We start from the raw sequence: 19,582 nt of genomic DNA, 5'->3' as shown, positions 1-19,582 counted from the left end.
TGGGGTGTCCGCGCCCCGGGCTGAGTGAAGGTGACGGGAGTTCCTGACTTCCACGCTGGGGGGCGTGGACACAGTGGCGGGACCGTGCCGGGCTCTAACCGGCTTCCTCCCCAGGTGTCACCTTCGGTGGAGTGACACCCAGTCGGGCGTCGTCCCGGAGCGTAGCGGACGACGGATCGACGCGCCATCGACGGTGGGTATGCTCCGCGCCATGCTGCCCTCCTCCGCCACCACCGACGGCCGTCGCCCCGACGACCGGTGCCCGGGGACGTTGCGCCTGCACCCGGCGGCCGACGGCCACGTGGCCCGGGTGCGCGTTCCGGGTGGACGTCTGCGACCCCCTCAGCTCGAGGTGATCGTCGGTGCCGCAACGGAGCTGGGTGACGCCAGTCTGCACCTGACCTCCCGGGGCAACGTCCAGCTGAGGGGCCTGGACGGGGGGTCCGGCCAGGAGCTGGCCGACCGCCTGTTCGCCGTGGGGATGCTGCCGTCACCGGCCCACGACCGCGTGCGCAACGTCGTGGCGTCCCCCTGGGCCGGGCTGGACGGTCGCGGACTCGTCGACATCGAGACCGTCGTCGCGGACCTCGACGCGCTCGTCTGCTCGGCGCCGGACCTCACCGGGCTCTCCGGTCGCTTCCTCTTCGCCGTCGACGACGGCAGGGGCGACGTCCTCGCTCTGGGTCCCGACCTGGCCGTCGTCGGACAACCCCCCGGCGACCTGCGCCTGTGGGTCGGCGACCGTCCCACGACCCGCACCGCCTCCCCGGCCGGAGCCGCTGGGCTGCTCGTGGAGGCGGCCCGATCGTTCCTCGGAGTGCGGGCGGCGACCAGCCCTGACGCCTGGCGGGTCGCGGATCTCGGCGCGGCCGCGGACCGGGTCGCGCCGTTGGACGACGCATCGACCGCTGTCGCCGTGGACACCTCTGTCACCGTGGACACCTCTGCCGCAACGGCGTTCGGGCTGCTCGGCCCGCACCGCGGCACGTGGGCGGTCACCGTCGGGCTCCCGCTGGGCCGGGCGGACGCAACGACGTGGCAGGAGATCGTCGCGCTCGCCTCGGCGTCCGTCCTGGGACCGGGGGTGGCACCGATCCGGGTCACGCCGTGGCGCACGGTCGTGGTCGGCGGCCTGGACGGCGCGAGCGCCCACGACGCCCTCGCCCGGTTCCGACGAGCCGGCCTGCTCACCGACCGGACGTCGCCGCTGGCCGGGGTGAGCGCCTGTGTCGGCAGACCGGGGTGCGCCTCGGCGACCTCCGACGTGCACGTCGACGCGCCGCACCTGGCGGGGCGTCACCACCAGCGGCCCCTGCACGTCTCCGGCTGTGAGCGCCGGTGCGGGCACCCGGGCGGCGCCCGCGCCGAGGCCGTCGCCTCCGGCGAGGGGCGCTACGTCGTGCGCACCCACGCCCCCGACGACAGCGTCGTCACCACCCACCACGAGGGAGCTGAGCCCGTCTGATGCGGTACGACTACGAGAGGGACGGCGCCGAGATCTACCGGAGGTCGTTCGCGACGATCCGGGCCGAGGCCGACCTGCGGGCGTTCGACCCCGAGACCGCCCAGGTCGTCGTCCGGATGATCCACGCCTGCGGCCAGGTGGACCTGGCCAGCGACGTCGCGCACTCCCCCGGGTTGGTCGGTCGCGCCCGGACCGCCCTGCGCGACGGGGCGCCCGTCCTGTGTGACGTGAGCATGGTGGCGAGCGGCGTCACACGGCGCCGGCTCCCCGCCGACAACGACGTGGTCTGCCTGCTCGACGACCCGCGTGTGCCGGGGCTCGCAACCCAGCTGGGCACCACCCGCACCGCCGCCGCCGTCGAGCTGTGGCGGGACCGTCTCGACGGCGCGGTGGTGGCGATCGGCAACGCGCCAACGGCCCTCTTCCACCTGCTGGAGATGCTGTCGCACAGCGGCATCCGTCCAGCCGCCATCATCGGCATCCCGGTCGGGTTCATCGGCGCCGTCGAGTCCAAGGATGCCCTCGCGGCCAACGACCTCGGCCTCGACCACCTCACCGTCCGTGGCCGTCGGGGCGGCAGCGCCATCACGGCGGCGGCCGTCAACGCGATCGCGAGCGAGGAAGAATGACCAGCACCCGGACCGGTCGGCTCTACGGCGTCGGGCTCGGGCCCGGAGACCCCAGGCTGCTCACCCTGCGGGCCGTCGAGGTCATCCGTGAGGTCGAGGTGGTGGCCTTCCACAGCGCCCAGCACGGTCGCAGCATCGCCCGCACGATCGCCGCTCCCCACCTGCGCGAGGACCACATCGAGGAGGCGCTGGTCTACCCCCTGACCACCGGGACGACCGACCATCCAGGCGGCTATCGGGGAGCCCTGGACACCTTCTACGAGGAGGCGGCGGCCCGGCTCGCCGCGCACCTCGATGCCGGTCGCAGCGTCGCGGTCCTGTCCGAGGGCGACCCGCTGGTCTACAGCTCCTACCAGCACATGCACCAGCGCCTGGCCGATCGCTACGAGACCGAGGTCGTCCCCGGTGTCAGCTCGATCTCGGCTGCGGCCGCCGCGCTCGGGCTGCCGCTGACGGAGGCGGACGAGGTGCTGACGGTCCTGCCCGGGACCCTGCCGCAGGAGGAGCTCGCCGCGCGACTGGCCTCCACCGACTCCGCCGTCGTCCTCAAGCTCGGTCGGACCTTCCCTGCCGTGCGCGGCGCGCTCGAGCGCGTGGGCCGGCTGGAGGAGGCCTACTACGTCGAGCGGGCCACGATGGGCGCACAGCGGGTCTCGCCGTTGGCCGACGTCGACGTCGACTCGGTGCCCTACTTCTCCATGGCGGTGCTGCCCAGCCGTCAGGGAAGGCCGGCCTGGGCCGACGCGGACGCGGGTCACGACGTCCGTCGGGGCGAGGTCACCGTCGTCGGGCTCGGCCCGGCGGGGCCCCTCTGGCTCACGCCGGAGGCCCGCGGGGCGATTGCCCGGGCCGAGGACCTCGTCGGCTACACCACCTATGTCGATCGTGTCCCCCACCGGGCGGGTCAGTCGCGCCACTGCTCCGACAACAAGGTCGAGTCCGAGCGGGCCGAGCTGGCGCTGGACCTGGCGTTGCGTGGCCGGCGGGTGGCGGTCGTGTCCTCAGGGGACCCGGGAGTGTTCGCGATGGCGAGCGCCGTGCTCGAGGTGGCCTGCGAGGCACGGTACGCCGCCGTGCCGGTGCGGGTGCTCCCGGGCCTGACCGCGGCGCACGCCGCGGCTGCACGGGTCGGCGCACCGCTGGGTCACGACTACGCGACGATCTCGCTCTCCGACCGCCTGAAGCCCTGGGCCGTCATCGCGCGACGGGTCGAGGCGGTCCTTGAGGCGGACCTCGTGCTGGCGGTCTACAACCCGGCCTCCCGCCAGCGGCGACACCAGGTGTCGCTCCTGCGCGACCTCGCCCTGGGCCATCGCAAGCCGGACACCCCGGTCGTCGTGGCGCGCGACGTCGGGGGTCCGACCGAGTCGGTTGCCGTGGTCGACCTCGCGTCCCTCGACCCCGACGTGGTCGACATGAGGACCCTGCTCATCATCGGTTCCACGCAGACCACTCGCGCGGTCCGGGGCGACGGGAGCACGGTGGTGTGGACGCCACGCCGCTATCCGGAGTGAGCCGTCAGCCATGACACGGCCTCGTCGACCGTCCCCGCGCTCGCCACCCCCGCCGGCAGGGGTGGCCGCTCGACCATGATGACGGGCACCCCGAGTCGGCGTGCTGCCGTCAGCTTGGCGACGGTGGCCGGGCCACCGCTGTTCTTCGACACCACCACATCGATCCGATGGTGGCGCAACAGCTCCACCTCCCCCTGGACGGTGAACGGGCCGCGAGCCAACAGCACCTGCCGATGCCGTGGCAGGGGCTCACCCGGCGCCTCGATCGCGCGGATGAGGAACCACACGTCCTCGAGCGCCGAGAAGGCAGCCACCTCCTGTCGGCCGATCGTCAGGAAGGCCCGCTGTCCGAGGGTGGGCGTGAGCACGGCCGCGCCGCCGAGGTCGGCCACCACGTGCCAGTCGTCCGCGTCGTCGACGACCCAGGCTGGCCGACGCAGCACGAGCAGAGGAACATGGGTGTGGGCCGCGGCGTGCGCGGCACTCGTGGTGATCCGGGCGGCAAAGGGGTGGGTGGCATCGATGACAGCCGCAACAGCGTTGTCACGCAACCAGTGCGTGAGCCCGTCGGCTCCTCCGAACCCGCCCACCCGGACCTCGCCCTCCGGGAGCCGGGGCGTGGCGATCCGTCCGGCGAGCGAGGAGACGACGCTCACGTCGGGCAGCGTGGCCAGCACCGACGCGAGCTCCCTGGCCTCTCCTGTGCCCCCGAGGACGAGCACCCGGCAGTTCGTCATGACGTCATCGTCCCCGAGGTGGCCCCGTGGCTGAGCGCCAGGGCGGCCGACCCGCCCAGCTGCAACGGACGGGCCTGCGCAGCGGCTGGACGACCGGCGCCTGCGCCACCGCCGCGACCACCGCCGCATACACCGCACTGCTGACGGGCGACTTCCCCGACCCGGTGGTCATCACGCTGCCCGGTGGTCAGCGCCCGGCGTTCGCGCTGGCGGCCGAGGAGCTGGGGGCGGGGTGGGCGACGGCCGGGGTGGTCAAGGACGCCGGGGACGACCCTGACGTCACCCACGGGGCCCTCGTCAGGGTCACCGTCCGCGCGGGGGCAACCGGGTCGGGGGTGACGTTCCACGCGGGGTCCGGGGTCGGCACCGTCACCCTGCCCGGACTGCCCCTCGACGTCGGCGAGCCGGCCATCAACCCGGTGCCACGACGGATGATGCGTGAGCAGGTGGCAGCCGTCGCCGAGGCCCACGGTGGGGGCGGGGACGTGCGCATCGAGATCAGTGTCGACAACGGCGAGGAGCTGGCCCTCAGGACGTGGAACCCCCGCCTCGGCATCCTTGGTGGCCTGTCCATCCTCGGCACGACCGGCATCGTCGTGCCCTACTCCTGCGCGGCGTGGATCGACAGCATCCGCAGGGGGATCGACGTCGCCCGGGCCGTCGGACGCACTCACGTCGCAGGGTGCACGGGATCGACCTCCGAGCAGACCGCCATCGCGCAGTACGACCTGCCACCCGAGGCGCTGCTCGACATGGGCGACTTCGCCGGCGCCGTCTTGAAGTACCTCCGGCGTCACCCCATCGACCGGCTGAGCATCGTCGGCGGGTTCGCGAAGATGTCGAAGCTCGCCGCGGGGCACCTCGACCTGCACTCCGGTCGCTCCCAGGTGGACCTCGGGCTGCTCGCCGAGCTGGCCCGCGGAGCAGGGGCAACGGCGGATCTGGTTGCTCAAATTGCCTCTGCGACAACGGGACTCGGTGCGCTGCAGATCGCCCAACGGCACGGTCTGCCGCTTGGCGACGTCGTTGCGGTCGGGGCCCGGGACGCCGCGCTCGAGGTGCTGCGGGAGGCGCCCGTCACCGTGGACACCATCTGCATCGACCGGGCCGGGTTGGTCGTCGGACGCAGCGATCCCCGCCGCCGCTGACGGGAACGCTGACGGGAGCGGGGACCGCCGCACCGGGATCAGGAGTCCCGCCGGCGCGTCGCTGAGTAGAGGTGCGAGTCGGGAAACTGTTCTGCCGCAAGGCTTCGACCGACGAGGATCACTGCGGTGCGTCGGATCCCGGCCGCCACGACCTGGTCGGCGATCGTGCCCAGGGTGCCGCGCAGGACGATCTCCCCGGGCTGGCTCGCGAAGGCCACGACGGCTGCCGGGCAGTCCGCTCCGTAGCCGGGAGCGAGCTCCGCCACCGCCTCGTGGATGAGGTGCGTCGCCAGGTGCAGGACCATCAGGGCCCGGCTCGCGCCGAGCGTCGCGAGGTCCTCCCCCTCGGGCATGGCGGTGGCCTCGCGGGCCATCCGGGTGAGGATGACGCTCTGGCTGACCGTCGGCACGGTCAGCTCGCGGCCGAGGGCGGCGGCCGCGGCCGCGAACGCGGGCACACCCGGGACCATCGCGTAGGGGATGCCCTCGGCCTGCAGGCGTCGGACCTGCTCGGCCACGGCGCTGTAGAGCGACAGGTCGCCGGAGTGCAGCCGGGCCACGTCGTGGCCGTCCCGGGTCGCCGCGACGCACTCGGCGACGATCTCGTCCAGGGTCAGCTGCGCGGTGTCGACGAGGCGGGCGCCGCTCGGGCAGCTGTCGAGCAGCTCGGCGGGGACGAGGCTTCCGGCATACAGACAGACCCGGCAGGTGCTCAGCAGCCGCTGCCCCCGGACCGTGATCAGGTCTGCGGCTCCCGGCCCCGCGCCGATGAAGTGGACCGTCACCGTGCGTTCCTCTCGTCGTGCCCGGCCGGTGTGACGGCACGCCACTGGACCACGGGCATGGCTGGACGCCAGGCCGTGAAACCGCCGACGGCACCCGCGCGGGCCACCTCGATCCTGGTCAGCTCTCCGCCGAGCCTGGCCCGCCACGTGGCCAGTGCCGACTGCGACTCGATCGTCACCGCGTTGGCGACGAGCCGGCCACCGGGGCGCAACGCCGTCCAACACGCCTCGACCACGCCGTCGAGCATGAGGCCGCCGCCGATGAACACCGCATCGGGTCGGGGCTGGCCGACCAGGACGCCGGGAGCATCCCCGACGCAGACCTGCAGCCCGGGCACGCCGAGCCGAGCAGCGTTGGCGATGATCCGGTTCGCACGATCGCGACGACGCTCGAAGGAGACCGCACGGCACCGTGGGTGAGCCCGCATCCACTCGATGGCCACGCTGCCCGAGCCGCCGCCGACGTCCCAGAGCAGCTCGCCCGGCTCGGGCGCCAACGACGCGAGGGTGATCGAGCGGACCTCCCGCTTGGTGAGCTGCCCGTCGTGCTCGTAGACCCCGTCCGCCAGCCCCGGCGTCAGGCCCACGGCGAGCGCACCCTCGTCGCGTCGGCAGCGCACCGCGACGACGTTGAGCGGGTCCATGGGCCCGGCGTCCCAGGTCCGCGCGACGCCGTCCCGGCGACCGGTCGTGGCCGCGCCCAGGCCGGACAGCACCGTCATCTGCGAGCCGCCGTAGCCGTGTGCGGACAGCAGCCCGGCGACGGCCCCGGGGGTGGCGCCATCCCGGCTCAGCACGAGGACGCGCTGCCCTTGGTGGCACGCCGCCAGCACCAGCTCGGGCGGGGCGTCGACGAGGGAGACCACCGTCGTGTCCTCGACGGGCCAGGCCAGGGCCGCGCACGCGAGCGAGACCGACGACGGGTGCGGAAGCACCGTCAAGGCGGACGCACCCACCTCCGCGGCCAGCGTCGTCCCGATGCCGTGCCACATCGGGTCACCGCTGGCCAGGACCACCAGCCCCGACGCCCGGTAGGTGGCGACCAGCGCGGCGACGGCCGGGCGCAGGGGTGACGGCCACCTCACCTGCTCGGCGCTCACGTGGGCCGGGAGGAGCCGCAGCTGGCGGGGTGAGCCGATGACTGCGCCGGCCTGTTCGATCGCCGCGCGGGACGCCGTCGCCAGACCCGACCACCCGTCCGCTCCGATGCCCACGACGACGACCCGTCGCCCGCCGCCCGGGCCCGGGCCCGCGTCACGGCCTGATGCCGGCGGCTGCGGGGCTGGCGCCGGGCGAGAGCCGTCGATGAGGGACATCAGGGCCGCGGTGTCGAAGTGCTCCTCGACGGCGTCGCCGAGGCGGTCCAACATCTCCTCGCGTCGCTGACGGTGGCCCGGGGCGGTCGCGTCGGGCCGCCACCGCGACCCGACCCTCGAGGCGACCTCGCGCAGGAACTCCCTGCGGAACCCGTCGTTCTCGAAGGCTCCGTGCCACATCGTCCCCCACACCGGCCCGAGGGCCCATCCGTCGAGGAACGGCTCGGCGCCCGGCGTGCTCGCGGGCTGCGCCACCCCGTGGTGGATCTCGTATGCCGTGACGTCGTGGCCGCGCCACGCGCCGCGCGGGGTGCCCAGGTGCTTCTCCGCACGGAACGCCACCGTCGCGGGAAGCAGACCCAGGCCGGCAACGCGCTCGGGCCGGGACGACTCCACGCCGTCCTCGTCGACGAGCTCCAACGCCAGCATCTGATAGCCGCCGCAGATGCCCAGCGTCGGCCGGCCGGAGCGGGAGCGCGCCGTGATCGCCTCGTCGAGCCCCCTGCTCCGCAGCCACGCCAGGTCCGAGAGCGTGGCCCGGCTGCCGGGCAGGACGAGGAGGTCGGCCGCCGCGGCGACGTCCGGGTCCGCGGTCACCACGACGCGGACGCCCGGCTCGGCCGCCAGGGCGTCGACGTCGGTGGCGTTGGAGATGCGGGGGAAGCGCACGACGGCCACCGTCAGCGAGACCGACGCCGACCCGGACCCTGTCCCTGCTCCGGCGGGGGACACCGATCCCTGCCAGCCGCCGAGCGCCAACGCGTCCTCGGAGTCGAGCCACACGTCCCTCAGGAACGGCAGGACGCCGAGCACCGGGCGGGCGGTGCGCTCCTCGAGCATCGCCAGCCCCGGGCGCAGCAGGTCGAGGTCGCCGCGGAACTTGTTGATGATCCAGCCGCGGACGTGGGCCGCGTCGGCCGGCTCGAGGAGGCCGAGCGTGCCGTACATCGCGGCGAGCACCCCACCCCGGTCGATGTCGCCGACGACGACCACGGGCAGGTCCTTGGCCCGGGCCAGGCCGAGGTTCACGTAGTCGCCCTGGCGCAGGTTGATCTCAGCGGGACTGCCGGCCCCCTCCGCGACCACGACGTCGAACCGGCCCACAAGATCGTCGAAAGCAGCAAAAGCACTCTCCGACAGAGCTTTGCGACCTGTCGCCCACTCCCCGGCCGACAGTTCGCCGTGCGGTCGACCCATGACCACGACGTGCGAGCGGCGGTCCGAACCCGGTTTGAGGAGCACGGGGTTCATGGCCGCCTCGGGCGTCACCCCGCACGCCTGCGCCTGCAACCACTGCGCCCGGCCGATCTCGGCGCCGTCGGGGCAGACCATCGAGTTGTTGGACATGTTCTGGGCCTTGAACGGGGCCACCGACACCCCGGTCCGGGCGAGCCAGCGGCAGATCCCCGACGTGACAAGGCTCTTGCCGGCGTCCGACGTCGTCCCAGCGACGAGCAGGCCCCTAGCCACGGCGACGGTCATCCTGGCGCGCCAGCACCTGGGCCACCAGTGCTGCGAGAGCGAGCGCGCCGACCCCGACGAGCCGGGACAGCCGGGCCGCCCGGTCCAGGTCGGCTGCCTGCACCGGACGCCCACCGTCCATGACGCCGCGGTCCTCGCGGTGCCCGGCATACGTGCTGGTGCCCCCGAGCCGCACGCCGAGGCCGCCCGCGAAGGCCGCCTCGACGGGGCCCGCGTTGGGGCTCGGGTGTGCGGCCGCGTCGCGTCGCCACACCTGCCAGGCGCGTGAGCTGCGACCCCCGACGACCGGTGCCGCGGCCACCGCGAGGCCCGCGGCCACCCGGGCGGGCACCCAGTTCACGACATCATCGGTCCGCGCCGCGGCCCAGCCGAACCGGAGGTAGCGCGCGCTCCGGTAGCCGACCATGGCGTCGAGGGTGTTCACGGCGCGGTAGGCGAGCAGACCGGGCACGCCGGCGGCGGCTCCCCACAGCAGCGGCGCGACGACCGCGTCGGAGGTGTTCTCGGCCACCGACTCGACACTGGCGCGGGCGAGCTCGTCGGGGCCGAGGTGGGTCGCATCGCGCGAACACAGGTGAGAGAGCCGCCGGCGGGCGCCCACGGTGTCGCCTGAGTCGAGGAGCGTGCTCATCGCGTCGGCCTCGGCGACCAGGCTTCGTCCGCCCAGGACGGTCCAGGTCGCGGCGGCGACGAGCGCTGCCTCAGCCAGCGCCGAACCCTCGACAGCTCGCTGCAGCAGGGCACCGGCCACTGCGGCGCCGCCGACCAGCACCGCCGCGTATGCCGCGCCACGTGGCCGGCTGTCGGCGTAGAGGCGCCCTTCCGCCGACTGGGCGACACGACCGAAGGCCGCAACCGGGTGCCCGCGGCGCGGGTCACCGAAGGCTGCGTCCGCGGCATACCCGGAGAGGAGACCGAGCACCCTCGCGGAGGTGGCCCACCGTCGCGGGCAGGAGGTCGGAGTCGGCACGGACCACACGCTAGGGGGTGGACGTCGGCGGCCGCCGCAGGGGTATCGGTCCTCGACCTTTCCCTCGTGGGCTGAGCGCCCGGTCCGCGGCGCCTTGCGCCTTGCGCCCTCCCGGGGCACCGCGTTAGCGTGGGCGTCGTCCTTCACGGGAGTCCGGCGCACCGGGCTGAGAGGGGGCTGAGGCAGCCCCGACCGTCCACACCTGATCCGGATCATGCCGGCGCAGGGAGCCGGGAGTTGCCATGATCTCGTCACCGATCGCCAGCAGGTCCACGTCTGCGGCAGGGAACGTCGACCGCCCCACCGTGGCGGTGGTCGGCGGTGGGGTCATCGGCCTGAGCGCGGCCTGGCAGCTTGCTGAATCGGGCTGTCAGGTGGACCTTTTCGACGACCAGCTCGGCCGAGGGGCGTCTCACGCCGCTGCGGGGATGCTGGCGCCGGTGAGCGAGGCGGCCTACGGCGAGGACGACCTGCTCACCGTCGGACTCGAGTCGGCCAGGGTGTGGCCCGACTTCGCCGCGAGGCTGGGCCACGCCTCCGGGATCGACGTCGGCTACCGTCCGGCGGGGTCTCTCCTCGTGGGGCACGACCCGCAGGACGCAGCGGCACTGCGACGTCATGCCGCCCTGCTCGCCGGTCACGGGCTCGCCGCGGAGCCCCTCACCAGCAGAGCGACCCGCGCCCTCGAGCCGGCGCTCTCCCCGAGGACCACGTCGGGACTGCTCGTGCCCGGTGACCACAGTGTCGAGAACCGTAGCCTGCTGCGGGCCCTCGCTGTGGCGGCCGAACGGGCCGGCGCCCACCTGCACCCCCAACGGGTCGCCGTGGAGGTCCAGGATGGGCGCGCCGTCGGCGTGCGGACGACGGTCGGCACCCGGCACGTCGCCGACACGGTGGTCGTGGCGGCCGGGATCGCCTCCGGCGAGATCCCGGGCCTGCCCCGGCACGCCGTCCCCCTGGTGCGTCCAGTGAAGGGACAGATCATCCGGCTGGCCGGCGGGGCGGGGCTGCTCACCCGGACGGTCCGCGCTCTCGTCGCGGGAGAACCGGTCTACCTCGTCCCCCGAGAGTCCGGGGAGATCGTCGTGGGCGCCACGTGCGAGGACGTGGGCCTGGACGGCCGGGTCACCGCAGGCGCGACCCACGCGCTGCTCCGCGCGGCGATCATTGTGGTCCCGGAGGTCGCCGAGCTGGAGCTGGTGGAGTCGATCGCGCGTTTCCGGCCCACCACTCCCGACAACATGCCGCTCATCGGGACCAGCTGCATCGACGGGCTGCTGCTCGCCACGGGCCACTACCGCGGCGGCATCCTTCTCGCCCCGGTCACGGCCCGCGCCGTGGTCGACCTCGTGCACCGCCGGCCCGTCGACCCGTCCGTCGAGGCGCTGTCGCCACAGCGCTTCCCCAGCCCTGCCGAGGTCACCTCATGACGATCATCCTCAACGGCGCGCGCACCGACGTTGCCGCCGGCGCCACCGTCGGAACCCTCGCAACCGCGCTCGCGCTGCCCGAGCGCGGTGTCGCGATCGCCGTGGACGGCGAGGTGGTGCCCCGATCCGCGTGGGCCAGCACCCTCCTGACCCCCGACGCGCGCGTCGAGCTCGTCACCGCGATGCAGGGCGGCTGAGATGGACCCGACGAACGCCAGCGGCGACGCCGACCAGCTCGTCGTGGCCGGCGAGGTGGTCAGCTCACGCCTGCTGCTCGGCACCGGCGGCGCGAGCAGCCTCTCGTCGCTCGAGTCCGCCGTCCGCGCCTCCGGCGCCGCCCTCGTGACGGTCGCCATCCGCCGCGTCCCGGCCTCCGGAGTCGGAGGGCTGCTCGACGTCCTGCACTCCTGCGGGGTCCGACTGCTGCCCAACACCGCCGGCTGCTACACCGCACGGGAGGCGGTCCTCACCGCCCGGCTGGGGCGTGAGGCCCTGCAGACGTCCTGGGTCAAGCTGGAGGTGATCGCCGACGACCGAACCCTGCTGCCTGACGCGGTCGAGCTGCTCGACGCGGCGGAGCAGCTCGTCGCCGACGGCTTCACCGTGCTGCCCTACACCACCGACGACCCTGTGCTCGCTCGCCGCCTCGCCGACCTGGGATGCGCCGCAGTCATGCCGCTCGGGTCCCCCATCGGCAGCGGCCTCGGGATCCACAACCCCCACAACATCGAGCTCCTCCGGGACGCCGTCAGCGTGCCGGTCGTCCTCGACGCCGGCATCGGGACGGCGTCGGACGCCACCCTGGCGATGGAGCTCGGCTGCGACGCCGTCCTCGTCGCCAGCGCGGTCACCCGTGCCGAACGGCCGGCAGCCATGGCCGAGGCCATGCGGTATGCCGTGCAGGCCGGCCGTCTCGCCCGTCTGGCCGGCCGCATCCCCCGGCGCCCCCTGGCGAACGCCTCGTCGCCGACCACCGGGTTGGTCGACACGTGACCGGCGCACGACCCACGCCGGTCCTGCCGCGGTTGCTGGTCCTGACGGACCGCCGGTCCGTGCCGGCAGGAGGGACGCTGCTGGGCACGATCCGGGCGGCCGTCGAGGCCGGAGCCCGTGCCGTGGTGGTGCGCGAGCGTGACCTGCCGAGCGCCCAGCGGGCCGTGCTCGCCGACGCGTGCGACCGACTCATGGACGTCGTCGGAGGCGTCTGCATCGTGGCCGACCCCGATCCCCGGAGCGCGGCCGGCACGCCCTCCGGCGGCCTGCACCTGCGGGCGGCAAGCCGGCTTCCCGCAGTGCGGCCGGACCTGCTCGGGAGGTCGGCACACAGCCTCGACGAGGTCGTCCGGGCGGCGGCGGACGGACTGGACTACGTCACCGTCTCCCCCGTCGCCCCCTCGCCGTCCAAACCGGGATACGGCCCAGCGCTCGGTGCCGACGGGCTGCAGACCCTGCTCGCGGGCGCCGCCCGGGAGTTCAGCGGGCCCCTGCCGCACACGTTCGCCCTGGGTGGCGTCGACCAGCGCACCTGTGGGTCGTTCCTCGCGGCAGGGGCCTACGGCGTCGCGGTGATGGGAGCCGTCATGCGCGCCGAACGGCCGGCAGAGGTCGTGTCGGCCCTGCAGTCGGCCCTGCAGTCGACCCCCTAGTCAGCCCGGGAACGCGCACGGGACCACTCCCCCGGTCGCCCTGACCTTCCCTCACGACGGCGGCCGGGCATGCCACCACCGGGCTGCACGGCATACCTGGCCCATCCATCCCCCCAATGCAGTCCACCACAGGAGAGAACCATGACCCAGCCCAGCTCCCGCACGAAGGTCCATGCCCCGGGCACTCGCCCCGACGTGAGGGTCCCCTTCACCGAGGTCCGCCTCGCCGACTCCCCCGGCCCGGCCGGCCCCGAGGCCAACCCACCGCACCGGATCTACGACACCTCAGGCCCCGGGAGTGTCCCCGAGGAGGGCCTGCTGCCGCTGCGCGCGGTATGGGTCGCGGAGCGCGCCGACGTCGAGGAGTACGACGGCCGCGAGCGCGATCTCGCCGACGACGGACGCTCGGCGGTGCGTCGCGGCGAGGCGTCGCAGGAGTGGCGCGGAGCGCGCCGACAGCCGTTGCGCGCCACCGCCGGTCGCCGGGTCACGCAGATGCACTACGCCCGTCAGGGGCTGATCACGCCCGAGATGGAATTCGTCGCCGTGCGCGAGAACTGCGACGTCGAGCTGGTGCGCACCGAGGTCGCCGCGGGCCGGGCGATCATCCCGGCCAACGTCAACCACCCCGAGACCGAGCCGATGGTCATCGGCCGCGCATTCCTCGTCAAGGTGAACGCCAACATCGGCAACTCGGCCGTGACCAGCTCCATCGCCGACGAGGTCGACAAGCTCACCTGGGCGACCCGTTGGGGGGCTGACACGGTGATGGATCTCTCGACCGGCGACGACATCCACACCACCCGCGAGTGGATCGTGCGCAACTCACCGGTGCCCATCGGGTCTGTCCCGATCTACCAGGCGCTGGAGAAGGTCGACGGGGAGGCGCACGAGCTGACCTGGGAGATCTTCCGGGACACCGTCGTCGAGCAGTGCGAGCAGGGCGTGGACTACATGACCATCCACGCCGGCGTCCTCCTGCGCTACGTGCCGATGACGGCGGCGCGCATCACCGGCATTGTCAGCCGCGGCGGCGCAATCATGGCGGGGTGGTGCCTCGCCCACCACCAGGAGAACTTCCTCTACACGCACTTCGACGAGCTCTGCGAGATCTTCGCCCAGTACGACGTCGCCTTCAGTCTCGGCGACGGCCTCCGCCCCGGATGCACGGCAGACGCCAACGACCAGGCCCAGCTGTCGGAGCTGCGGACCCTGGCGGAGCTGACCAAGCGGGCCTGGGCGTTCGACGTCCAGGTGATGGTCGAGGGCCCGGGTCACGTGCCGCTGAACCTCGTCAAGGAGAACGTCGACCTCCAGCAGGAGTGGTGCGACGGCGCGCCCTTCTACACCCTCGGACCGCTCGCCACCGACATCGCGCCCGGCTACGACCACATCACCTCCGCCATCGGTGCGGCCCACATCGCCTGGCACGGAACGGCGATGCTCTGCTACGTCACCCCCAAGGAGCACCTCGGCCTCCCCAACCGCGACGACGTCAAGACCGGCGTCATCACCTACAAGCTGGCCGCTCACTCCGCCGACCTCGCCAAGGGGCACCCCGGGGCCCGCGACTGGGACGACGCCCTCTCCAGGGCCCGCTTCGAGTTCCGCTGGGAGGACCAGTTCAACCTCTCTCTGGACCCGGACACGGCGCGGGCCTTCCACGACGAGACCCTGCCCGCCGAGCCCGCCAAGACCGCCCACTTCTGCTCGATGTGCGGACCGAAGTTCTGCTCGATGCGGATCACCCAGGACGTGCGCCGGCATGCGGCCGAGCAGGCCCTCTCAGACAGCAGCGCCATCGCCAAGGGCATGGAGAGCACGTCACGAGAGTTCGTCGAGCTCGGTGCCTCGGTGTACGTCCAGCACTAGCCGCGCACTGGCCGAGTTCCCGCTAAGCCCTGGCCGAGTGCAGTCGACGGGCCACGAGCGCGTCGGCTCAGGCTGGCCAGGGCTCCTGGTGCCAGGCCGCGTCCCAGAACATCCATTCGTAGCGGGCGGCGCTGGTGAAGGCCCGGTGCATCCGCTCGGTCGTGGCCGGGCCGGATTCTGCGGCGAGTCGGTCGACGATCGCCTTCGCGTCGTTGGTGGCCGCGGCGAAGTCGGGGTCACCGTAGGTGCCGATCCAGTCGCCGTACGGGTGGGCCGCGAGGTCGGTGACCTGATCCTTGAGGCGGCGGCCGACGTCTTCGTAGATCCAGAAACAGGGCAGGACTCCCGCGGCAAGTGCGGGGTAGCACCCGGCGGTGGTGAGGGACAGCAGGAAGGAGGTGTATGCCGTGCAGGTCGGGGACATGGTGGTGGCGTCGAAGTCAGCGACGTGGCTGGCGTGGAGCGCTCGTTCGACGAGGATCGCCGAGTGGGCGCTCTTCACCCAGAAGAGGAGCTCATTGGGGTCGCTGGCCTGTCCGGCGGCCAGGGCGAGGACTCGACCGAACTCCACGAGGTAGTGGGCGTCCTGGGCCATGTAGTAGCCGAAAGACGAGCCCGGCAGCGTGCCGTCCCTGAGGCCGGTCAGGAAAGGCAGCCTGTCGATGGCTTGACGGATGGGGGCTGTCGCGACCCAGGCGTCGTCGCAGAAGGTCATTCACGTGCTCCAGATCTGGTGGAAGTGGTGGACGGGGCCGTGTCCGTGACCGACCTGGAGGACATCGGCTGCAGCGAGTGCGCCGGTCAGCCACGCCTTCGCCTCGATGGCCGTCTCGACCCATGAATCCCGTTGGGGGCGCAGCGCCGCCAGGGCCGAGGAGAGCGTGCAGCCGGTCCCGTGGGTGTTGACGGTGCGCACCCGTGACGCCCGGAGTTCCACCACCGCGTCGCCGTCGGCGAAGACATCGACGGCCTCGTCGCCGTCCTGCAGGTGGCCCCCCTTGAGCAGGACCCGGGCAGCGCCCGCGAGAAGCAGCGCTGCGGCCTGTGATCGCATCTCGGAGATGCTCTTTGCGGGTGCCCTGCCGAGGAGGATGCCTGCCTCGGCAAGGTTGGGGGTGACCACGGAGCTCAGGGGCAGCAGCGCCCGGATGGCCCGGACGGCGTCGTCCTCAAGGAGCCGGTCACCGCTGGTGGCGACCATGACCGGGTCGAGCACCACGATCCGCTGGGGGTGCGCGTGCAGGAACGTGCCGACGGCCTCGGCCAGCTCCGCGGTCGCGAGCATGCCGATCTTCACGGCATCGACGCGGACATCGCTGATCAGCGTCTCGAGCTGTTGGACGACGAACGGTGTTGGTACCACGTGGATCCCCGTCACACCTTGGGTGTTCTGTGCGGTCAGCGCGGTGATCACGGTGGTGCCGAACGCGCCCAGCGCGCTGAAGGTCTTCAGGTCTGCCTGGATGCCGGCGCCGCCGGACGGGTCGCTGCCCGCGATGCTCAGGGCCACCGGTGGTCGACTCATCAGCGGCTCTCCTCCCGTGGGAGCGGGGATCCGTCGCCCACGCCGAAGTGCGGTGCGTCGTCCCACGCCGCGCGCAGGGCACGGGTCGCTGCGGCGACGTCCGGCTGTCCGCAGATCGCGCTGATGACGGCGACACCAGCCACTCCGCTCGACCGCAGGGCGGCGACCCTGGCGGGGGTGATCCCACCGATCGCGACACATGGCCAAGGGCTGGACGTGGTCATCGCCCTCAGGTGCTCCACTCCCCGTGGCGCCGCCGCGTCGGACTTGCTCGTGGTCGCCCAGACCGGCCCGACGCCGAGGTAGTCGAGGGTCTCGATGCCGCGAGAGATCGCCCGCGTCACCTGCTCGATGTCGTGTGCCGACAGGCCAAGGTATGCCGAGCCGCCCAGTCGGGCTCGCGCCTGCCCGACGTCGAGGTCCTGCTGGCCGACATGGGCCCCCTGCGCTCCGATGGCCGCGACCAGGTGCACCCTGTCGTTGACGATCAGCGGGACCCCCGTGCCCGCCAGTGCCGCGCCGACGGCCCGGCCGAGGGCGACGAACTCGCCGTCCGAGGCGGCGGGGTCGCGCAGCTGGACGAGGGTGACACCTGCGGCCACCGCGGCGGCAACCGTGGCCGGGACACCGGCGCGGTCGCACATCGCGGTGTCGGTGACCAGGTAGAGCGAGAGGTCCAGGGGAGGCCGGACGGCCCCATCGCACCTGTGGTTCGAGGTGGACATCAGCTGAGGGTGACCCGGTCGGCAAGCGTCGTGGGGGTCAACAGCGACAGCTCATCCAGCAACGCCACCGCGAAGCTCCCGGGCCCCCGAGTGCCGGCGGCGGCGATGTCTGCGGCGACCGTCAACATGGCTGTGCCTGCTACTGCTGCTGCCAGGGGGTCCTCGACGCTGGCGGCGAACCCGGCCATCAACGCTCCCAGCGCACACCCCACCCCGGTCACCCGGGTCAGCCATGGGTGGCCGTTGCCGACGCGCACCAGTCGGTCCCCGTCGGTGATGTGGTCGATGGGACCGCTGACGGCGACGACGGTGCCACGCTCACGGGCCAGGCTCCGCGCCACCTCGGACGCGGCCTCCGGGGAGTCGATCGCGTCGACCCCCTTGCCACCCGCGCCGCCGGCCAGCGCCAGCACCTCGGAGGCGTTGCCGCGGATGATCGCCGGACGGCCGAGCCCGAGCAGCTCGTGCGCCAGCTCGGTGCGCCACGCCAGGGCGCCTGCGGCGACAGGGTCGAGCACCCACGGCGTCCCGGCGTCGCTGGCGGCGGCGACGGCACCCCGCATCGCCGACGCGGTGTCGTCGTAGGGGGTGCCGAGATTGATCAGCACCCCACCCGCGACTCGCGCGAAGTCGCCTGCCTCGTGGGGGTTGTCGACCATGGCCGGTGCCGCGCCCGCAGCCAGGAGCACGTTCGCTGTCCACTGGGCGACAACGATGTTCGTCAGGCACTGCACCAGGGGCGGTTGTGAGCGCAGCGTCTCGAGTGCGTCGCCGATCACGGACGGAGCCATCGTGGCAGTCATGGAGTGACGTCCCTTCGCTCCGGCAGCGACGTCTGCGGGCCGGCCCCGGCAGCGCGCTGACCGTTGCGCCTGGTGAGGAGACTGAGCACCCCGGCGGCGACAGCGGCCACGATGAAGGAGAAGGGTGACGCGCCCAGCCACGACGGCGGAGTGAAACCGATTGCCTGGTTGACTGGCGCCCACAGGGCAGTCCACCACGAGACCGACCCCGGGTTGACCAGCTGGTAGGCGACGAAGCCCAACGCCCAGGCCAGCAGATTGGACCACCGCGCGCGGGCCTGCTCGCTGAGGTCCCAGCGGCCGCGGCATACCACGAAGTAGTCGACCACGAGGACGCCCAGCAGTGGGACGAACAGCGAGCCGATCAGGAGGAGGAAGTTCTCGTAGTCGCCGATGTCGAACGCGAGCGCGCCGAGCGTTGCCAGCAGGCCGACAGCGACGGCGAGCGCGCGCCGGTCCCAGCGCGGCCGGAGATTCTGGACCGAGACCGCGGTGGAGTAGGTGTCGGCGAACGACTGGTCGAGCTCGCGGATCGTCAGCACACCGAACACCAACGCTCCCAAGGGGATGGCGATGAACGAGCCGAAGATCTTGTCCGGGTCGCGACCGGCGACCGTGACGAGAGCGAGCAGCCCGATCGTGTAGCAGGCGATCTGCGTCACTCCGTAGCCGACGAACGAGCCCAGAAAGGCCGAGCGCGTCGTGCGCGCGTGGCGGGAGTAGTCCGAGGCCAGCGGCACCCAGGAGACGGCGACGCCGATGACCGTGTCGACGGCCACCCAGAAGCCGTCCCAGCTCCCCTCGCCCAGGGCCGGGAGGGGATGGCCCAGCAGCTGAACGCCCAGGTAGACCAGGGCGAGCAGGACGGCGACCGTCACGTACTTGCGCAGCACCCTGATCCAACCCAGCGGGCGAAGCGCCAACAGCGTCGTGAGGACGCCCGCCGCCAGCGCGTACACCCAGCGGGGAAGCGTCGGCGCGAGCTGATGCAGCGCGGTGCTGATCGTGACCAGCTCGAACGTCGTCCACCCCACCAGCTGCACGATGTTAAGGATCGTCGGAAAGTAGGAGGGCCTGGTGCCGAACAGCCCACGCAGCAGGACCATTGACGGTGCTCCCGTCCGCGCGCCGGGCACGGACGCGGCGCCCACCCCCAGGGCGCCGAGCACCGTCCCGAGGGCCAGCGCGGTCAGCGCCGCACCGAGCGACATGCCCGGATCCGCTATGGGGACCAGCACAAAAATCGCGCCGGTGAAGCCGAGCAGACTGACTCCCAGATTTCCCCACAGGCCCAGCTGATCGAGCAACCCGAGCACCCGTGGAGGTGACTCCCCCAGCGTGTACGGCGCCTCCGCGGTCGCGGAGGACCGCTTCATGAGACGAGGCCCAACAACCATGATCACTCCCTACGCCGGCATTACCCGGTCAGGTTCATTCGGTCGGCGACCCGTTTAGTCGCCCTCTCAGCCCGGTCAGTCCGAGCTCCCGTGGTGCGAGGGGAAGCGTACAACAACGCGACGATGGGTCGGCGGCAG

General features: G+C 72.8%; 18 protein-coding genes, 1 pseudogene and 3 riboswitches. Of the genes and pseudogenes, 9 read left to right on the top strand and 10 right to left on the bottom strand.

Features of this window, described 5'->3' with window-relative positions:
• Positions 1–14 precede the first annotated feature (14 nt).
• Positions 15–137: riboswitch (cobalamin riboswitch) on the bottom strand.
• 74 nt (positions 138–211) lie between these two features.
• The 3 genes from ACLL9L_RS19065 to ACLL9L_RS19055 are packed head-to-tail and all read left to right on the top strand — an operon-like array spanning position 212 to position 3,608.
• Positions 212–1,465 carry a hypothetical protein gene (locus ACLL9L_RS19065; protein WP_411286229.1) on the top strand — a complete coding sequence of 418 codons (1,254 nt, stop codon included), beginning with the start codon at positions 212–214 and terminating at the stop codon, positions 1,463–1,465.
• Entirely contained in the window at positions 1,465–2,094 is a 630-nt protein-coding gene (locus tag ACLL9L_RS19060) for a precorrin-8X methylmutase (RefSeq protein WP_411286228.1), read from the top strand. The genes ACLL9L_RS19065 and ACLL9L_RS19060 overlap by 1 nt, the downstream gene beginning before the upstream one ends.
• Positions 2,091–3,608: a precorrin-2 C(20)-methyltransferase gene (locus ACLL9L_RS19055; RefSeq protein WP_411286227.1), complete on the top strand. Its 1,518-nt coding sequence runs from the start codon at positions 2,091–2,093 to the stop codon at positions 3,606–3,608. Before ACLL9L_RS19060 ends, ACLL9L_RS19055 begins: the two co-directional genes overlap by 4 nt.
• On the opposite strand, the gene ACLL9L_RS19050 is transcribed toward ACLL9L_RS19055, so the two are convergent.
• Positions 3,596–4,345 (bottom strand): cobalt-precorrin-6A reductase, encoded by a 750-nt coding sequence (locus tag ACLL9L_RS19050; protein WP_411286226.1) that lies wholly within the window; start codon positions 4,343–4,345, stop codon positions 3,596–3,598. The genes ACLL9L_RS19055 and ACLL9L_RS19050 overlap by 13 nt on opposite strands.
• Before the next feature lie 26 nt (positions 4,346–4,371).
• Here ACLL9L_RS19050 and ACLL9L_RS19045 point away from each other — a divergent pair, with 26 nt between their 5' ends.
• Positions 4,372–5,493: a cobalt-precorrin-5B (C(1))-methyltransferase gene (locus ACLL9L_RS19045; protein ID WP_411286225.1), complete on the top strand. Its 1,122-nt coding sequence runs from the start codon at positions 4,372–4,374 to the stop codon at positions 5,491–5,493.
• Between the two features lie 38 nt (positions 5,494–5,531).
• Here ACLL9L_RS19045 and cobM read toward each other — a convergent pair whose 3' ends face one another.
• From cobM to ACLL9L_RS19025, 4 genes and pseudogenes are all read right to left on the bottom strand, one after another.
• Positions 5,532–6,278: a precorrin-4 C(11)-methyltransferase gene (gene cobM / locus ACLL9L_RS19040; protein ID WP_411286224.1), complete on the bottom strand. Its 747-nt coding sequence runs from the start codon at positions 6,276–6,278 to the stop codon at positions 5,532–5,534.
• On the bottom strand, positions 6,275–7,594 hold the full coding sequence (gene cbiE / locus ACLL9L_RS19035; RefSeq protein WP_411286289.1) for a precorrin-6y C5,15-methyltransferase (decarboxylating) subunit CbiE: 1,320 nt from the start codon (positions 7,592–7,594) through the stop codon (positions 6,275–6,277). The genes cobM and cbiE overlap by 4 nt, the downstream gene beginning before the upstream one ends.
• Positions 7,583–9,076: pseudogene (locus ACLL9L_RS19030) on the bottom strand (cobyric acid synthase); the annotation flags it as partial. The gene cbiE and the pseudogene ACLL9L_RS19030, both read right to left, overlap by 12 nt.
• The gene (locus ACLL9L_RS19025; protein ID WP_411286223.1) at positions 9,057–10,046 is read right to left on the bottom strand and encodes a cobalamin biosynthesis protein; all 990 of its coding nucleotides are present in this window, start codon (positions 10,044–10,046) and stop codon (positions 9,057–9,059) included. The pseudogene ACLL9L_RS19030 and the gene ACLL9L_RS19025, both read right to left, overlap by 20 nt.
• A 135-nt stretch (positions 10,047–10,181) precedes the next feature.
• Positions 10,182–10,292, top strand: a riboswitch (TPP riboswitch).
• Here ACLL9L_RS19025 and thiO point away from each other — a divergent pair.
• From thiO to thiC, 5 genes are all read left to right on the top strand, one after another.
• A complete protein-coding gene (gene thiO, locus ACLL9L_RS19020) occupies positions 10,289–11,476 on the top strand; it encodes a glycine oxidase ThiO (RefSeq protein ID WP_411286222.1) in 1,188 nt (395 codons plus the stop codon). Its footprint overlaps the riboswitch before it by 4 nt.
• Complete coding sequence (gene thiS, locus ACLL9L_RS19015) at positions 11,473–11,673, top strand: sulfur carrier protein ThiS (protein ID WP_411286221.1); 201 nt, start codon at positions 11,473–11,475, stop codon at positions 11,671–11,673. Before thiO ends, thiS begins: the two co-directional genes overlap by 4 nt.
• 1 nt (position 11,674) lies before the next feature.
• Entirely contained in the window at positions 11,675–12,469 is a 795-nt protein-coding gene (locus tag ACLL9L_RS19010; RefSeq protein ID WP_411286220.1) for a thiazole synthase, read from the top strand.
• Positions 12,466–13,122, top strand: coding sequence for a thiamine phosphate synthase (locus ACLL9L_RS19005; protein WP_411286219.1), 657 nt, complete (start codon positions 12,466–12,468; stop codon positions 13,120–13,122). Before ACLL9L_RS19010 ends, ACLL9L_RS19005 begins: the two co-directional genes overlap by 4 nt.
• Before the next feature lie 141 nt (positions 13,123–13,263).
• Positions 13,264–14,994 carry a phosphomethylpyrimidine synthase ThiC gene (gene thiC / locus ACLL9L_RS19000; RefSeq protein ID WP_411286218.1) on the top strand — a complete coding sequence of 577 codons (1,731 nt, stop codon included), beginning with the start codon at positions 13,264–13,266 and terminating at the stop codon, positions 14,992–14,994.
• Between the two features lie 67 nt (positions 14,995–15,061).
• On the opposite strand, the gene ACLL9L_RS18995 is transcribed toward thiC, so the two are convergent.
• The 5 genes from ACLL9L_RS18995 to ACLL9L_RS18975 all read right to left on the bottom strand — a co-directional run bounded on the left by ACLL9L_RS18995 (position 15,062) and on the right by ACLL9L_RS18975 (position 19,444).
• Complete coding sequence (locus ACLL9L_RS18995; RefSeq protein ID WP_411286217.1) at positions 15,062–15,709, bottom strand: TenA family protein; 648 nt, start codon at positions 15,707–15,709, stop codon at positions 15,062–15,064.
• Complete coding sequence (gene thiD / locus ACLL9L_RS18990; protein ID WP_411286216.1) at positions 15,710–16,519, bottom strand: bifunctional hydroxymethylpyrimidine kinase/phosphomethylpyrimidine kinase; 810 nt, start codon at positions 16,517–16,519, stop codon at positions 15,710–15,712.
• Positions 16,519–17,244 carry a thiamine phosphate synthase gene (gene thiE / locus ACLL9L_RS18985; protein ID WP_411286215.1) on the bottom strand — a complete coding sequence of 242 codons (726 nt, stop codon included), beginning with the start codon at positions 17,242–17,244 and terminating at the stop codon, positions 16,519–16,521. Before thiE ends, thiD begins: the two co-directional genes overlap by 1 nt.
• Entirely contained in the window at positions 17,244–18,047 is an 804-nt protein-coding gene (gene thiM / locus ACLL9L_RS18980) for a hydroxyethylthiazole kinase (protein ID WP_411286214.1), read from the bottom strand. The genes thiE and thiM overlap by 1 nt, the downstream gene beginning before the upstream one ends.
• A complete protein-coding gene (locus ACLL9L_RS18975; RefSeq protein ID WP_411286213.1) occupies positions 18,044–19,444 on the bottom strand; it encodes a purine-cytosine permease family protein in 1,401 nt (466 codons plus the stop codon). The genes thiM and ACLL9L_RS18975 overlap by 4 nt, the downstream gene beginning before the upstream one ends.
• Positions 19,435–19,546: riboswitch (TPP riboswitch) on the bottom strand. (Overlaps the previous gene by 10 nt.)
• Positions 19,547–19,582 lie beyond the last annotated feature (36 nt).

Origin of the sequence: Lapillicoccus sp., from assembly GCF_046595215.1 — a bacterium.
Taxonomy (GTDB): domain Bacteria; phylum Actinomycetota; class Actinomycetes; order Actinomycetales; family Dermatophilaceae; genus Lapillicoccus.
The sequence above is the reverse complement of the archived record's forward strand: the minus strand, read 5'-3'. Positions and strand labels throughout refer to the sequence as shown.

What these genes read in the sequence shown, in the direction of transcription:
- ACLL9L_RS19065 (WP_411286229.1), top strand. Translation starts at nt 212, where the DNA reads ATGCTGCCCTCCTCCGCCACCACCGACGGCCGTCGCCCCGACGACCGG.
- ACLL9L_RS19060 (WP_411286228.1), top strand. Translation starts at nt 1,465, where the DNA reads ATGCGGTACGACTACGAGAGGGACGGCGCCGAGATCTACCGGAGGTCG.
- ACLL9L_RS19055 (WP_411286227.1), top strand. Translation starts at nt 2,091, where the DNA reads ATGACCAGCACCCGGACCGGTCGGCTCTACGGCGTCGGGCTCGGGCCC.
- ACLL9L_RS19050 (WP_411286226.1), bottom strand. Translation starts at nt 4,345, where the DNA reads ATGACGAACTGCCGGGTGCTCGTCCTCGGGGGCACAGGAGAGGCCAGG.
- cbiE (WP_411286289.1), bottom strand. Translation starts at nt 7,594, where the DNA reads ATGTCCCTCATCGACGGCTCTCGCCCGGCGCCAGCCCCGCAGCCGCCG.
- thiO (WP_411286222.1), top strand. Translation starts at nt 10,289, where the DNA reads ATGATCTCGTCACCGATCGCCAGCAGGTCCACGTCTGCGGCAGGGAAC.
- thiS (WP_411286221.1), top strand. Translation starts at nt 11,473, where the DNA reads ATGACGATCATCCTCAACGGCGCGCGCACCGACGTTGCCGCCGGCGCC.
- ACLL9L_RS19010 (WP_411286220.1), top strand. Translation starts at nt 11,675, where the DNA reads ATGGACCCGACGAACGCCAGCGGCGACGCCGACCAGCTCGTCGTGGCC.
- thiC (WP_411286218.1), top strand. Translation starts at nt 13,264, where the DNA reads ATGACCCAGCCCAGCTCCCGCACGAAGGTCCATGCCCCGGGCACTCGC.
- ACLL9L_RS18995 (WP_411286217.1), bottom strand. Translation starts at nt 15,709, where the DNA reads ATGACCTTCTGCGACGACGCCTGGGTCGCGACAGCCCCCATCCGTCAA.
- thiD (WP_411286216.1), bottom strand. Translation starts at nt 16,519, where the DNA reads ATGAGTCGACCACCGGTGGCCCTGAGCATCGCGGGCAGCGACCCGTCC.
- thiE (WP_411286215.1), bottom strand. Translation starts at nt 17,244, where the DNA reads ATGTCCACCTCGAACCACAGGTGCGATGGGGCCGTCCGGCCTCCCCTG.
- thiM (WP_411286214.1), bottom strand. Translation starts at nt 18,047, where the DNA reads ATGACTGCCACGATGGCTCCGTCCGTGATCGGCGACGCACTCGAGACG.
- ACLL9L_RS18975 (WP_411286213.1), bottom strand. Translation starts at nt 19,444, where the DNA reads ATGGTTGTTGGGCCTCGTCTCATGAAGCGGTCCTCCGCGACCGCGGAG.